Source organism: Chryseobacterium jejuense, from assembly GCF_017877355.1.
GTDB lineage: Bacteria > Bacteroidota > Bacteroidia > Flavobacteriales > Weeksellaceae > Chryseobacterium > Chryseobacterium jejuense_A.
In genome coordinates, this window is record NZ_JAGIPR010000016.1 from 1 (window position 1) to 14,548 (window position 14,548).

The 14,548-nt window shown below is 35.6% G+C and carries 14 protein-coding genes; 7 read left to right on the plus strand and 7 right to left on the minus strand.

Annotated features, from left to right (window positions below; all coding sequences use genetic code 11):
* Nucleotides 1-122: 122 nt before the first annotated feature.
* Both J2772_RS22405 and J2772_RS24325 read right to left on the minus strand, forming a co-directional pair.
* Entirely contained in the window at nucleotides 123-542 is a 420-nt protein-coding gene (locus J2772_RS22405; protein WP_209920779.1) for a hypothetical protein, read from the minus strand.
* A 43-nt stretch (nucleotides 543-585) separates the two neighbouring features.
* Nucleotides 586-906 carry a helix-turn-helix transcriptional regulator gene (locus J2772_RS24325; RefSeq protein ID WP_317194529.1) on the minus strand — a complete coding sequence of 107 codons (321 nt, stop codon included), beginning with the start codon at nucleotides 904-906 and terminating at the stop codon, nucleotides 586-588.
* Between the two features lie 552 nt (nucleotides 907-1,458).
* Between J2772_RS24325 and J2772_RS22415 the strand changes: the two genes are divergently transcribed.
* Nucleotides 1,459-1,710: a hypothetical protein gene (locus tag J2772_RS22415; protein WP_209920781.1), complete on the plus strand. Its 252-nt coding sequence runs from the start codon at nucleotides 1,459-1,461 to the stop codon at nucleotides 1,708-1,710.
* A 100-nt stretch (nucleotides 1,711-1,810) separates the two neighbouring features.
* Here J2772_RS22415 and katG read toward each other — a convergent pair whose 3' ends face one another.
* Entirely contained in the window at nucleotides 1,811-4,087 is a 2,277-nt protein-coding gene (gene katG, locus J2772_RS22420; RefSeq protein WP_209920785.1) for a catalase/peroxidase HPI, read from the minus strand.
* A 598-nt stretch (nucleotides 4,088-4,685) separates the two neighbouring features.
* Between katG and J2772_RS22425 the strand changes: the two genes are divergently transcribed.
* Together J2772_RS22425 and J2772_RS22430 are read left to right on the plus strand one after the other, a co-directional pair.
* Complete coding sequence (locus J2772_RS22425) at nucleotides 4,686-5,153, plus strand: heme-binding domain-containing protein (RefSeq protein WP_209920788.1); 468 nt, start codon at nucleotides 4,686-4,688, stop codon at nucleotides 5,151-5,153.
* Between the two features lie 5 nt (nucleotides 5,154-5,158).
* Complete coding sequence (locus tag J2772_RS22430; protein WP_209920791.1) at nucleotides 5,159-5,569, plus strand: thiol-disulfide oxidoreductase DCC family protein; 411 nt, start codon at nucleotides 5,159-5,161, stop codon at nucleotides 5,567-5,569.
* A gap of 155 nt (nucleotides 5,570-5,724) precedes the next feature.
* Here the strand turns inward: J2772_RS22430 and J2772_RS22435 are convergent, their stop codons facing one another.
* On the minus strand, nucleotides 5,725-7,164 hold the full coding sequence (locus J2772_RS22435; protein ID WP_209920794.1) for an alpha-amylase: 1,440 nt from the start codon (nucleotides 7,162-7,164) through the stop codon (nucleotides 5,725-5,727).
* Between the two features lie 187 nt (nucleotides 7,165-7,351).
* Between J2772_RS22435 and J2772_RS22440 the strand changes: the two genes are divergently transcribed.
* Entirely contained in the window at nucleotides 7,352-8,029 is a 678-nt protein-coding gene (locus J2772_RS22440) for a DUF4290 domain-containing protein (RefSeq protein WP_209920797.1), read from the plus strand.
* Nucleotides 8,029-9,336 (plus strand): UDP-N-acetylglucosamine 1-carboxyvinyltransferase, encoded by a 1,308-nt coding sequence (gene murA / locus J2772_RS22445; RefSeq protein WP_045500653.1) that lies wholly within the window; start codon nucleotides 8,029-8,031, stop codon nucleotides 9,334-9,336. Before J2772_RS22440 ends, murA begins: the two co-directional genes overlap by 1 nt.
* A gap of 410 nt (nucleotides 9,337-9,746) precedes the next feature.
* Here murA and J2772_RS22450 read toward each other — a convergent pair whose 3' ends face one another.
* Together J2772_RS22450 and J2772_RS22455 are read right to left on the minus strand one after the other, a co-directional pair.
* Nucleotides 9,747-10,058, minus strand: a complete 312-nt coding sequence (locus tag J2772_RS22450) for an NIL domain-containing protein (protein ID WP_209920800.1) — start codon at nucleotides 10,056-10,058, stop codon at nucleotides 9,747-9,749.
* A 348-nt stretch (nucleotides 10,059-10,406) separates the two neighbouring features.
* Nucleotides 10,407-11,063 (minus strand): YiiX/YebB-like N1pC/P60 family cysteine hydrolase, encoded by a 657-nt coding sequence (locus J2772_RS22455; RefSeq protein ID WP_209920803.1) that lies wholly within the window; start codon nucleotides 11,061-11,063, stop codon nucleotides 10,407-10,409.
* 115 nt (nucleotides 11,064-11,178) lie between these two features.
* Between J2772_RS22455 and J2772_RS22460 the strand changes: the two genes are divergently transcribed.
* The gene (locus J2772_RS22460; RefSeq protein ID WP_209920805.1) at nucleotides 11,179-11,877 is read left to right on the plus strand and encodes a response regulator transcription factor; all 699 of its coding nucleotides are present in this window, start codon (nucleotides 11,179-11,181) and stop codon (nucleotides 11,875-11,877) included.
* Nucleotides 11,878-11,887: 10 nt separating this feature from the next.
* Nucleotides 11,888-13,255 (plus strand): sensor histidine kinase, encoded by a 1,368-nt coding sequence (locus J2772_RS22465; RefSeq protein ID WP_209920808.1) that lies wholly within the window; start codon nucleotides 11,888-11,890, stop codon nucleotides 13,253-13,255.
* Between the two features lie 69 nt (nucleotides 13,256-13,324).
* Here J2772_RS22465 and J2772_RS22470 read toward each other — a convergent pair whose 3' ends face one another.
* Nucleotides 13,325-14,176, minus strand: coding sequence for an EamA family transporter (locus J2772_RS22470; protein ID WP_209920811.1), 852 nt, complete (start codon nucleotides 14,174-14,176; stop codon nucleotides 13,325-13,327).
* Nucleotides 14,177-14,548: the final 372 nt, after the last annotated feature.

A 14,548-nucleotide genomic window follows, 5' to 3' on the forward strand; every position in this document is an offset into this window, starting at 1 on the left:
TTAATACATTCTAATTTGAAAGCAACGCTAAATTTTTCTTTTCTATACATAAAAAATGCCCCTAAAAAGTGTCTAACTTTTTGGGGGCAGTCCAAAACTGGGGATTTTTTTTATTCATATACTTAAAATTCAATATTATATCCTAAAATTTTAATCGAATCATTTTCTTTTTTTAATGTAAATTTTTCTTTGGTATTTTTTATGGTTCGATTTACATCATAAACAAGAACATATTCACTTCTTGGGTTTGTACCTTTAACGACAAATGTTTCCCAATGGTTCAAAGAATAACTTTTAATCTCGCCACATTCAGAAGAGCATGAACCTAAGATTTGACTAAACTTTTCTTTTGGAGTAACTTTAAAGAGGTTTTTACTAATCAATTCAATTGCATTTTCTTTATCATTCTTTTTGATAAAATAATAAAATCTTTCAGTAATTTTTTCAGCCTCTTTTTTATCTTCTTCTCTGTTTTGAGATGTACTATTAAAATTACAACTTATCAGAAAAAAGGTAATGAATATTAAAATATATTTTTTCATAGTAATATTTTCAATTTTTCCGGCTCATTTTGTTAGAATTTGTTTATCTAAAAGCCTGTTTAGTTTTAAAATTTTGGATATAGGTATCAATAACATTAAAGAGGATACTTCTGGTATCAGGATCCATTTTTTGAATATCGTTAATACGTTCAACGGTCTCTTTATCGAATGCAACATTTTCCCCTTCCCCAATTAAAAAATCTACAGTTATTTCAAAAGCTTTAGCCATTTTAACAACCATCTCAATAGAAGGTAGGTTTTCATTACGTTCATATTTTCCAATAATCTCACGAGAAGCATCTATCTTCTGAGCAACACCTTCTTGCGAACAATTTTTTTGCTTTCTGAGCGTGCTTATTTTAATGTATTACCCCATATCTAACCTCTATTATAAAGAAAACTCAAATATAAGAGAACTTTAGTACATAAAAAAGTAATGATTACTTTTTTAGATAAGAAACAGTCAAGGGTGCTTTTTATTTCTTAGTAGTGAAATTCATACCAACCAAAAAATAAAATCATGTCAATTACCAACAATAACCCGCTGCGCATTCTATGAGATGAAGCAAATAAAAATTGTTAAAATTAAAATGCAAATTTATAAATATTAGTATATAGGAATTTGTCTTTCGATCACAGCGAATACTCTATTTATAAGTTTGCATCTAATATTATTTAAAATAAGCATAGGACTTTTACCTTCTTATTTCTTTTTGTAATAGTATTCTTTTATTCATGTTTAATATCAATATGCTTTCTGTTTACTCAATCTTATAAAATTGAATATAATAGATATCATTATATAGCTTTTTCAGGAATACTGAAATAAGTGTAATTTTAAAATTGCTATTATTAGGTACAGATAAGACACCTTCACAAAGCTGCTTAATCAAAAAATAAAGCCCAACTCTTTAAAATGACAGATTTAGAATTAAAAAACATCATCGAGATATGTAATAAAGCAACCTCATCTCCATGGACTTTATATATTGAAGGAAGGGACTTTGATTCCGGATCGAACTTTATCATGACCGGAGAAAAAGGAAGCAGAGATTATGATATAGAATTTATTTCAATAAAACCTGAAGATCAGAACTTCATTGCTATGGCAAGAAATGTAATTCCAATATTAGTAGATGAAATTATTAAATTAAAAGGAAACCAATAAGAAAAAACAAAGTTTCCACTGATCTTCATCATCATCAATACATACAAAAACAACAGGCTGCCTTTTTCAAGGCAGCCTGTTTATTATAAAGATTAAAAAATTAAGCCAAATCAAATCTATCCAGATTCATCACCTTCGTCCAAGCCTTAACAAAATCATTGATAAATTTACCTTGTGCATCAGCACTTCCATAAACTTCCGCAATCGCTCTTAGCTCAGAGTTTGAGCCGAATACAAGATCTGCACGGGTAGCCGTCCATTTTGGCTGGCCAGTTTTACGGTCTGTTCCCATATACACTTCCTTATCATCTGACATTGCTTTCCATTGAGTTCCCATATCCAGAAGATTTACAAAGAAATCATTGGTAAGAGCTCCTGGGCGGCTGGTGAATACTCCATGTTTAGAACCATCAAAGTTCGTATCCAAAGCACGCATTCCTCCTACCAAAACAGTTAATTCCGGAGCAGTAAGGGTTAATAACTGAGCTTTATCAATTAATAAAGATTCTGTAGAAACTGTGAATTTTGTTTTCAGATAATTACGGAATCCATCCGCTGCAGGTTCTAAATATCCCATAGATTCTACATCAGTTTGCTCCTGAGAAGCATCCATTCTTCCCGGCGCAAAAGAGATTTTAACTTCATGTCCTGCATTTTTTACTGCGGCTTCTACGGCTGCGTTTCCTGCTAAAACAATTAAATCTGCTAAAGATATTTTCTTACCTCCGTTCTGAGCGTTGAATTCATTTTGAATTCCTTCCAATACTCCCAATACTTTCTGCAATTGAGCTGGATTATTCACCGCCCAGTTTCTTTGAGGTTCCAATCTTACTCTTGAACCATTTGCTCCTCCTCTCTTATCACTTCCTCTGAAAGTAGATGCAGAAGCCCATGCTGTAGAAACCAGTTCGGAAATACTTAGTCCTGAGTTCAGAACTTTAGCTTTAAGAATTTCAACATCAGAATCATTTACCAATTCATGATCTACTGCCGGAATAGGATCCTGCCAGATCAATTCTTCCTGTGGTACATCCGGTCCCAGGTAACGGGCACGAGGTCCCATATCTCTGTGGGTTAATTTAAACCACGCTCTTGCAAATGCATCTGCAAATGCATCAGGATTTTCATAAAAATGTCTTGAAATTTTTTCGTAAACAGGATCTAATCGTAAGGAAAGATCCGTTGTCAACATAGTTGGTCTATGCTTTTTATTAGAATCAAATGCATCAGGAATAATTTCAGCGCCATCTTTCGCTACCCATTGGTGAGCTCCGGCAGGGCTTTTAGTTAATTCCCATTCATTTTCAAATAAGTTTTTAAAGAAATAATTACTCCATTGAGTTGGCGTTTCTGTCCATGTTACTTCCAGACCGCTGGAAATAGCGTCTCTTCCACTTCCTGATTTATAGCTGCTCGCCCATCCTAATCCCTGCTGTTCAATTCCGGCTGCTTCCGGTTCTTTGCCAACATGGTCTGCCGGGCCTGCACCGTGGGTTTTTCCAAAAGTATGTCCACCCGCAATCAAAGCAACCGTTTCCTCATCATCCATAGCCATACGCCCAAAAGTATCTCTGATGTCTTTAGCCGCTGCAATCGGGTCAGGATTTCCGTCCGGTCCTTCAGGGTTTACATAAATTAATCCCATTTGTACTGCAGCTAATGGATTCTCAAGGTTTCTGGAATGAATATCTCCATCTGCTTTTTCATCTGTAGGAAGAACTGCAGAATGACCTTCTACTACTCCTTCAGAACCATGGGCATAACGTAGATCACCACCTAACCATGTTTTCTCAGATCCCCAATATACATCTGCTTCCGGTTCCCATACATCTGCACGTCCCCCTGCAAATCCAAAAGTTTTGAATCCCATAGATTCAAGGGCTATATTTCCTGTAAGAATTAAAAGGTCTGCCCATGATATATTTCTACCGTATTTCTGCTTAATAGGCCACAATAATCTTCTTGCTTTATCAAGGCTTACGTTATCCGGCCAGCTGTTCAGTGGTGCAAAACGTTGTTGTCCTGCTCCCGCTCCACCTCTACCATCTCCTACACGATAGGTTCCGGCACTGTGCCAAGCCATACGAATGAATAATGGTCCATAATGACCAAAATCTGCCGGCCACCAGTCCTGTGAATCTGTCATTAAAGCATGAAGGTCTTTTTTTACCGCCTCAAGATCAAGGCTTTTAAATGCTTCTGCGTAGTCGAAGTCTTTATCCATTGGGTCAGACAGCGATGAATGCTGGCGCAGAAGATCTACTCTTAACTGATCTGGCCACCAATCTTTGTTTTGAGTACCTTCACCTGCTACGCTCTTGTTCATTGTTCCGTTATGAAAAGGGCATTTACTGATGTCATTCAAATCTTTTTCCATTGTCGTTTATTTATTTTTTATATTGATTAATACAGTTTAAGAAATTCCTATGTGGTAAGAACATGACAAACTTACAACGTTCATTTAATAAATACAATCTATTAATAGTTATTTAAATGATAGTTAAAAACTATAACAAAACATTTCCGACAGCATCAAAACTCAAGACACTATTGTGGTATTAAGTTAGTTATTTTTTAAATTCATTCAGCCACCACTACTCTATTTAGAATTACTCAATGTAAGGAAGATGAGTTGGAAGAGGGAAGCTGGAGGCTGGAAGTTATGATAGGCGGAGAAGTACTTTAGCTAATCTTAATGCTTCTTTCATTTCATAAAAAATAATTTTTCCCCTATGCCTTCAAATACTATAAAAACAGAATATCCTCACTTGGTATTTCAGTTCTTCCAGCCTCCCTCTCCCAGCTTCCAACCTAAAACTAATCCCACATAATCCCCAACATACACTATAAAACAGAACATTTCCTCTTCGGCTTCAAGTACCTCCGGCTTCCCTCTCCCAGCTTCCACCCCATCTTTTCAATCCCATTAAAAAAATAACTATCTTTATAATTCACAAACATGAATCCCTTTTCCCATGAAAAAAATACTTATTATCATTCTCGTAGCTTTCGTTATCATTCAATTTTTTCCTATTGATAAAACCAATCCACGCCCTACTCCCGGTATGGACTTTCTGAAAATAAAAAACACTCCTGAAAAGGTAGCTAAGATTATCAGAACATCATGTTATGACTGCCATTCCAATGAAACCCAATACCCTTGGTATACCAATATTTCACCTGTTTCATGGTATGTAAAAAATCATATTAATGAAGGCAGAAAGGAACTTAATTTTTCTACCTTTGCAGTATATGAGCCTCAAAGACAGCTTCGTAAACTGGAAGAATGCATAGAAATGGTTGAAAAAAAAGAAATGCCGCTTGAATCTTACTATCTGGGACATCAGAATGCTAAACTAGCTGATGAACAGCGTTCAGATCTTGTTAAATATTTCAAACTAGCCAAAGAAGATACAGAAAGAAGGATCATGTTTAATAAATAGAAGTCGTGGAAAACTGGGAAAATAAACATATTGTATTTTTTGACGGAGATTGTGGCGTTTGCAATTTCTGGGTTCAGTGGATTCTGGAGCGGGATAAGAAAGACCAATTTATGTTTGCTTCATTACAATCTGAATTCGGACAGCAATTTTTATCGGAAAGAGGCTTAGAAACCAAAATTTTCAACACTTTATACCTTTGGAAACCAAAACAATATTACCTCATAAAATCAAGAGCAGTATTGCAAATTGCCAATATCTTGGGTGGAGTTTATAAACTTTCAGCGATTGGTAAAATTTTGCCAGCTTTTCTGAGTGATAAGGCTTATGACCTTATTTCAAGAAACAGAATGAAACTGGCCAATCAAAAGTGTTTTCTTCCGGATCAGCATCAGAAGAAAAAATTTATTCAGGTGTAATTTCCCACAGATTTCACAGATGTCTATGCTATAAAGAATCTGCATTATCTGCAAAATCTGCGAGAGATTATATTACTCATTATTTTTTTGAGCTCTGAACCGCCACTCATTACTCATTACTCATTACTCATTACTCATTACTCATTACTCATTACTCATAAATTAAGCGACCACACTGAGTAACTATTTGGTGGGCACTGAATTTTTACCCGTTTATCTCCCTGTGTTGTCGGATACCAGCTTGAATGCCCCGTAAAATCTTTGATCTGCTGATTAGTCCAATTGGTGTCAATCCATCTTTCCTGCCAATTTGATGATGTATTGATATACACTACCAGCCCCGGATTTCCATTGTACCCGTTACGTCTTGCAATGTATTCATCATTATCCGTATATAAAATGGAAGTAGTTCCTGTAGCTTTATTGTTGTGAATCCAGATCAGGTTGTTCAGTCTTTCCTTGTTTAACCATTCTTCATAATCTCTGTAAAAAATGGTAGGATATCCTTCATGGGTTAAAATGTAAGCATAGGCCGGCATTTTGTTATAGATAACATCCGTATCATGGTTGGCAACAAAGGTTACTGCTTTGTACGGATTTCTTTTCCACATCATATCATCATTCAACACATTTAGGTTTCCGTTGTCGAAAGCTTCATCCATTTTATAATATGCAGCAAAATCAAATACGGAACTGTTGGCATTATTAGCCCACCATTCCAAGGTATTTACATTCGAATCCCATAATTCACCTACAGAAAAGCCTCCTATCTTAGAATTCCATGTATTGACTACCCAAGGCCCAAACCCTTTCACATAATCGAATCTCCAGCCATCAAATTTCATTACATTTTTATAATATTTCGCCACTGAATCGTCTCTTTCCCACAACCAGTCCTGTACATGAGGGTTGGCATGACACAAATCCGGGAATCCACCAAAGGCACCTTCATCGTTGTTTCCGTAGGCATTTTTATAAAAGTCATTGTAGTTTCTTTGAAATTTTCCAGAAGCGACCCCTGAGAAATTGGTCCAGGTATTTGTTCCGGTAAATGGATTCGCTTCAGATTGGCCACCGCTATTATGATTAATTACAATATCAGCATAGACCTGCATATTTTCTGCATGAGCTTTTGTAATCAATGCTTCCAGCTCTGTTCTTGATCCAAATCTGGTTTCTGTACTTCCATTCTGATTAAAATTTCCAAAATCGTAATAATCAGTAGGATCGTATCCCATGGAATAAGCTCCGTTTTGAGCTTTTGAAGCAGGTGGAAGCCATACAGCTCCAATTCCTGCATTGGACCACGCCGTTAATTTATCTTTAACAGTATTCCACCAGTTGCCCCCATCGGGAACATCCCAATAAAACCCCTGCATCAAAACACTGCCGCCTGGGCCTGCAACAAATTTCCCTTTCACGGATCCGGATTCGCTTCCTGTACTGAAAGGTCTCCCGTCATGTTGGGTTACATTTACTATTTTATCGTGTACTTCTTCCTTCTTCAAAGATTCTGTACTCAATTCATCATTATTCTGGCATGAGCTAACAAGCGCTAAAGCCAGTAGGGAAAGAATAAAATGTGTTTTTTTCATTGGAATAATTAATTATCAAACTACCAACTAATTTACATTTTTATTGAAAACAAATTCAAAATAAGGAGAAATATTTTGAATTTAAATAATATTTATATAAGAATCACATCAGAAATTTTCATTAAAAAATCATAAATTTTAAAGTTTCTCGAAACAATTTTTCTTTTAATCCATATATTTGCATACTATGGAATACAATACCCAAAAAACTCAGCTTCATATGCCCGAATACGGCAGAATTATACAACAGTTGGTTGAGCGCTGCAAAGAACTTCCTACCAAAGAGGAAAGGAATGAAATGGCTATGGCAATCATCGATTTTATGGGTCAGAGAAACCCACAACTTCGCGACGAAGAAAATTATAAACATAAACTTTGGGATCATCTTTTTATTCTGGCAAACTATGATTTGGATGTAGACTCTCCTTATCCGTTTCCTACCATGGAACAATTGGCAGAAAAACCTAAAAGAATGGAATATCCAAAACTTCAGGGAGACTTTAAATTTTACGGAAAAAGTATTCTTCAACTAATAGAGAAAGCAATTGAACTGGAAGCAGGTGACGAAAAAGAAGCCCTTATCGAAGTTATTGCCAACAATATGAAGAAGTCCTATAATGTTTATAATAAAGAACACGTGACAGATGATGTTATATTCAGACATTTGAAAGAATTGTCTGAAAACAGGTTGGATCTTACAGGAATTGAATCTCTTGAAAAGAGTAAGATTTATTATACAAGTAATAACAGCCGAAATAACAACAATAATAATAACAACCGAAATAGCGGTAATAACAACAACAATAATAACAAGAACCAACCCAACAAAAGAAGGCATAATAACAATCATAAAAACAGAAAATAATGAGTGGAACATTTCAAATAAGAGGAGGAAAAAGACTGCAGGGGGAAATAACTCCACAAGGAGCCAAAAATGAGGCTCTACAAATTTTATGTGCGGTTCTGCTAACGGACGAGGAAGTAAGAATTAAAAATATCCCGGACATCCATGACGTAAACAGGCTGATTGAAATTCTTGGGGATTTCGGAGTGAATGTTACTAAAAATGGTCATGGAGACTATACTTTCAAGGCTGATAAAGTAAACTTCGATTATGTAAAATCCAATGAATTTAAAAAAGACGGTGCCAAACTTCGTGGATCTATTATGTTGATGGGGCCAATGTTAGCACGTTACGGAGAAGCTTATATGCCCACTCCGGGAGGTGATAAGATCGGAAGAAGAAGACTGGATACACATTTCCAGGGATTGGTTGAACTTGGTGCTGAATTCCACTATGATGAGGAGGAATACTTCTATTCTTTAAAAGCGAAAGAGCTTAGAGGAAAATTCATCTTATTGGAAGAAGCTTCTGTAACCGGAACAGCTAATATTGTAATGGCTGCAGCTCTTGCAAAAGGAAAAACTAGAATTTACAATGCTGCTTGTGAACCCTACCTTCAGCAATTATGTAAAATGCTGAACAGAATGGGAGCTAATATTTCTGGTATCGGTTCTAACCTTCTTACGATTGAAGGGGTAGAACATCTGAACGGTACAGAACATACGATGCTTCCCGATATGGTAGAAATCGGATCATGGATTGGCCTTGCTGCCATGACAAAATCTGAAATTACCATCAAAAATGTAAACTGGAACCAATTGGGAGTGATTCCTAATACTTTCAGAAAACTGGGAATTCAGCTTGAGCAAAGTGGTGATGATATTTACATCCCTGCTCAGGAACATTATAAAATTCAGAAATTTATTGACGGATCTATCCTTACCATTTCTGATGCTCCATGGCCTGGATTCACTCCGGACTTATTATCCATTATCTTAGTAGTTGCTACTCAGGCTAAAGGAAGTATCCTGGTTCATCAAAAAATGTTTGAATCCAGATTATTCTTCGTAGATAAATTAATTGATATGGGGGCACAGATTATTTTATGTGATCCGCACAGAGCAACAGTAATCGGGTTAAATCAGGAATCTCCGTTAAGAGGAACAACAATGGTTTCGCCGGATATCAGAGCCGGAAATGCCCTTCTTATTGCAGCCCTTTCTGCAGAAGGAAAATCTATTATCCACAACATCGAGCAAATCGACAGAGGATACGAAAATATTGATGGAAGATTGAAAGCTATTGGTGCTGATATCGAAAGAATCTAGACTTATTTTTATTACCATAGAGCGTTCAGAGAGATCTGAGCGCTTTTTTTATGGTAAAATGCATTTCCCTTAGCATAAGTTTCATCAAACCAATTTTAATTGATTCTCTCTTTGCATCCTTACAATATAAAATCTTGGGAATAGAACTTTGAATAATAAAGGTTCTTTTTATGACCACCCCCGTCAAAAATTCAGAGAATTTTTGCCACCCCTCCACTGGAGGGGAATCCTCACTCCTCCAATTGAATGATTGTCGATATTGGAAGTTGCTATAGGTCCTATTTACTCCTTATTTAAAATATCTGTGTAATCCGTGAAATCTGCAGGAGAAAAAATCCATCATTCTAAAATAAAAAGTGCCCGATAAAGAAACCGGACACTTTGAGTAATTAAAACTATATGAATCTCCCCTAAGAATACTTTCGGCAGAAATACTCCACCGTTGTATTCAAAAGTTTATTTTTATTCAGATAGGCTTCAAGCTGCTGATAGTCATCTAAATTGGCATTAATATATAATTGTACCGAACCAAAACTGTATCCGTTCACATATTCCACGTTCGCTGACAACACCCTGTGACAAATGCCCAATTGATTATGGATGGTATTCATTAAATACTCAAATTTCATTTTGCCATTCAACTCTATTTCCAATAACAATTCTTTTTTAGACAGGTTCAGTGTATTTTGAAAAACCTGCAGGCTTGGGTTAGGTGTAATCATCGCTAAACATTTTTGGGTTAATACTCAGATCATATTGCGCTCTGCATTTAAATCTGTCACAAAAATATAAAAAAATATTAGTCCACCAAATTAGTAGACTAATATTTTTTAAAAATTTTATATTAAAAAAAGAAGCCATCATAGCTTCTCGATCCATTTTAATTCAATTTCGGAAAAAATGTGAGGTTAAGAAGCCTGAAGCTGGAGGCTGGAAGTCATTAAATTATTAAATTCAAAATAATATATTCTATCAAACTTGGCAACTTATTATTCTAGGCCCATACTTCACAAATTATATGTCTAATAGTAACTTCCAGCCTCCCTCATCTAGCTTCCTTTCTGACCATTTTAAAGATCTCCGATCCTTTCTATTTTTTCTGACCCAGCCAATCCATTGGGATTACAGCCAGGCTCTCCTTCAGGCACTTTCAGATTTTTCTTACCATAAAAATCTTCCCAGAATGCATTTATTTTTCCTGTTTTAGGATCCATGAACGTCATAGGTTCTAATGTAAAAATATGATCTTCCCGAAAAGCTCTTTCCACAAAATCTGAACAATAATAAGAACCTTCATCCAAAATATAATTGAAATTGTAGGGTTTTCTCAGCATGGAATTTGCTTTTTCAATGGCTTCAGGAATTGATTTCTGGTATTCAGGTTTCAAACGATAAACCACAACATTTTGCTGATCTTTTTTCTGATCTTCAATGAAATCTTTCAGACTCTGTTTTTGTGAACCACCTTTTGGAGCTGCATGCAGAACAAACATTTTATGACCTTCTTTTTCCAGAATCCCAATATGGTCAAATGAGGCAGCTTTCTGCTTTTGGGTTACATTATTAATCGCTCCGGACAATCCTGTTTCCTTTGCTGTTACAAAAAATAAATCTCCGTTTTGAAGCGATACAGAACTCTGATAGGAATTGCATTGTACCATTATCAAAAGTATCAATATCCACATTCCGCCAACAATTCCTTTTTTAAATTTATTATAGAAAATCATTTTAATTTTGGGTATTCTGATTGTTATTTCACATCAAAATTACAAAATAGAAATCATTACATTTGTGAAGAATATCGAGTAACTTTCATAGTAACTAAACACTTTATCTATTCTTATGCCTCATATTTTACTTGTTGAAGATGATAAAAGACTTTCACGGCTTATTGGCAGAGGTCTTCTGGAACAGGATATGGACGTAAGTTTTGCCTATGATGGCGAAAAAGCTACAGAACTGGCCACAACTCAGGATTTCAATCTCATTATCACAGATATTATTGTTCCGTTGAAAAATGGCCTCGATTTCTGCAAAGAAATAAAAAGTTCCAAACCACATATTCCCATCATTATGTTGACTGCATTGGGAACTACTGATGACAAGTTGGAGGGTTTTGATTCCGGTGCAGATGATTATCTGACCAAACCGTTTGAAATGCGTGAGCTGATTGCAAGAGTTAAAGTTTTAATGAAAAGATTTTCTCTACATTCTCCTACGGAACAAATAATAAGATATGAAAATATTGAAATGGATCTGAAGCTGAAATCTGTAAGCCGAAACGGAATCCCAGTTAAACTTACTCCCAAGGAATTCAACCTGATGAAATATATGATGGAGAATCCGGAAAGAGTGCTTTCCCGCTCAGAGATTGCTGAAAATGTTTGGGAAACTCATTTCGATACCGGCACTAATTTTATTGATGTGTATATCAACTATATCCGCAAAAAAATTGACAGAGATTTCGAAAATAAACTGATTCATACCAAAGCAGGAATGGGCTTTATTTTAAAAAAAGGATACGAAGAACATCAGCAATAACCCATAAGGCATGAAAATAAGAACCCGGCTTACCTTACTCTTTACTATTGTCACGGCTATGCTGATGATATTTTATGGTATTGCCGTATACTATTCTTCAAGTGAAGCCCGGGAAACCTCATTCTATGCCCAACTCAGAAATGAGGCGGTGGCAAAAGCCAATCTCTTTTTTCAAAGTACATTGAGTGAAAAGGAAATGCATCGTGTTTACAAAAACAACACAAAAACCATTAATGAGGTTCAGGTAGCCATCTATGATCCGGAATTTAATCTGGTCTATCACGATGATTCAAAGGTAGACTTTGTAAAGGAAGATCCTAAAATGCTTTCCAGTATTTTAAACAAGAAAGAAATCAGTTTTTTTATTCATGATCTGCAGGCTATAGGAACGGTCTACACTTATAATGGGAAGGAATACTTAGTAACTGCTGCCGGATACGATCAATATGGTTACAAATCAATCCATCACCTTCTTACCATCAGTATCATTGCCTTTATCAGCATTTTAATACTCATTTATTTAGCCGGAATATTTCTTTCGAAAAAAGCATTGAATCCGCTAAGTGAAATGGTTCATCAGATTAAAAATATTACTGCCGGAAAATTACAGTTGCGTTTAAAAACTACTGGTGAGAAAGACGAACTGAATGAATTGGCACAAAATTTCAACGGAATGCTGAAAAGGCTTGAAAATTCGTTTGATGCTCAAAAACATTTTGTATCCAATATCTCCCATGAGCTTCGAACTCCTTTATCCGCTATTATCACAGAACTGGAATTGTCTTCTGAAAAGGAGCAAACTAAAGAAGAATATCAGCAGACTATTCAATATGCGCTGGATGATGCCCGAAATATGGTGAAATTATCCAATAGCTTAATGGATCTCGCCAAAGCCAGTTATGACCCTAATGAAATCAGTTTTTCAGAAATACGGTTGGATGAAATCCTGCTGGAATCTTATTCGAAAATAATAAAGGAAAATCAGGTATATAAAGTTTCCTTGAATATTGATAGCACGATAGAAGAGCATCAGCTCGTTGTACAGGGAAATGAATATTTATTACAGGTCGCTTTTAATAACCTCATCGATAATGCCTGTAAATATTCTCCGGTTCACACCTGCCTGATTGATGTTAAAACAGACCATAAAAAGCTCGTTATCAGCTTCATCAATACAGGAATTACAATTTCACAGGAAGATTTGCTGTCTATTTTTGAACCTTTTTACAGAAGTGAAACTTCCAAACAGGAAAAAGGTCATGGAATTGGGCTTTTCCTAACGAAGAAAATTATTCATCTTCATCATGCAACGATAAAAGTAACCTCGGAAAATAATGAGACTGTTTTTACGGTGGTATTTGACATCAAAAACTATTGATTTTGATGCAGAGTTCTGATCTATCGAAGTATTTTAAATATCCCTTAATGGCTTAAGTACTAATATTCTTTAATTATGGGAAGCAGCCCTTTTATTGAAAACAGTAGTTCCTATACTTGCTGCAATAACACAGCTAATGGAAATCCATTGTAAAAAAGACAATTCTTCAGCAAGAAAAACTAATCCCGAAAAGGCTGCAAATGCAGGTTCCAGACTCATCAGAATACTGAAAGTTTTGGCAGGAAGCTTTTTTAGAGCCATCATTTCTAATGAAAATGGCAAAGCACTGGATAAAATAGCTACTCCCAAACCTTTTACAAAAATAGCCGGAGTCATATTAAAAACTGCACCATCCCATATTGTGAAAGGAATAATCACCAGACTGGCAAATAACATTCCGGTGGTTACAGCATCTCTTCCATCCATTATTTTAGACACTTTTCCGCCCATTACAATATAGAGAGCCCAGAATATTCCTGCCAGGAAAGCTAATCCAAGACCGAGCAAATCTACATGATCGCTCTTCCAGGGAACGATAAGTAATATTCCGACGCAAGCCAATAATGCCCAAACAACATCTAACAATTTACGAGACAATGCCAATGCAAGGAATAAAGGTCCGGCAAATTCTACGGTTACTGCCAATCCTAACGGAATTCTTTGAATCGCCATATAAAAAATAAGATTCATAGCAGCCAGTCCTGTTCCATACATTGCACAATACTTCCATTTTTGCGGAGTAAACTCTAAAAATTTTGGACGATTGATAATGGTCAGCAGAATTGCAGAAAGTACAATCCTCAAAGTAACGGTTCCAATGGCTCCAATTGCCGGAAAAAGCTGCTTGGCAATGGATGCTCCACCCTGTACACAGATGATGGCTAAAAGTGTAGCAGGAATCGCTAAGTTTGAATTTTTCATTTCTAAAATATATAATTTATAAAGACAACTTTTGGTATGAAACCGGGAGATAAAACAAGCTTTATTCTACAAAATTAATAATAGTATAGCACAAAGCTGGACTTTTGCCAAATGTATTGAAATTTTATCTTAAAAAATGGTTACAGATGAGCGCTTTAATTCTACATCTGTAACCATTAGTAAACCTTTACGATAGTATCAAATCATACTATCAATTATATAATTTTCCATTTAAAAAAGTTCTATTTCATTTTCTCTAATAAAATTCTAATAGCATTCTAAAGCTTTTCTAACGGCTGAAAAAAGCCACTATCCCTACTTTTGCACTGTAAAAAATAAAGCACATGGACGCAGATCCTTACAGTAATTATC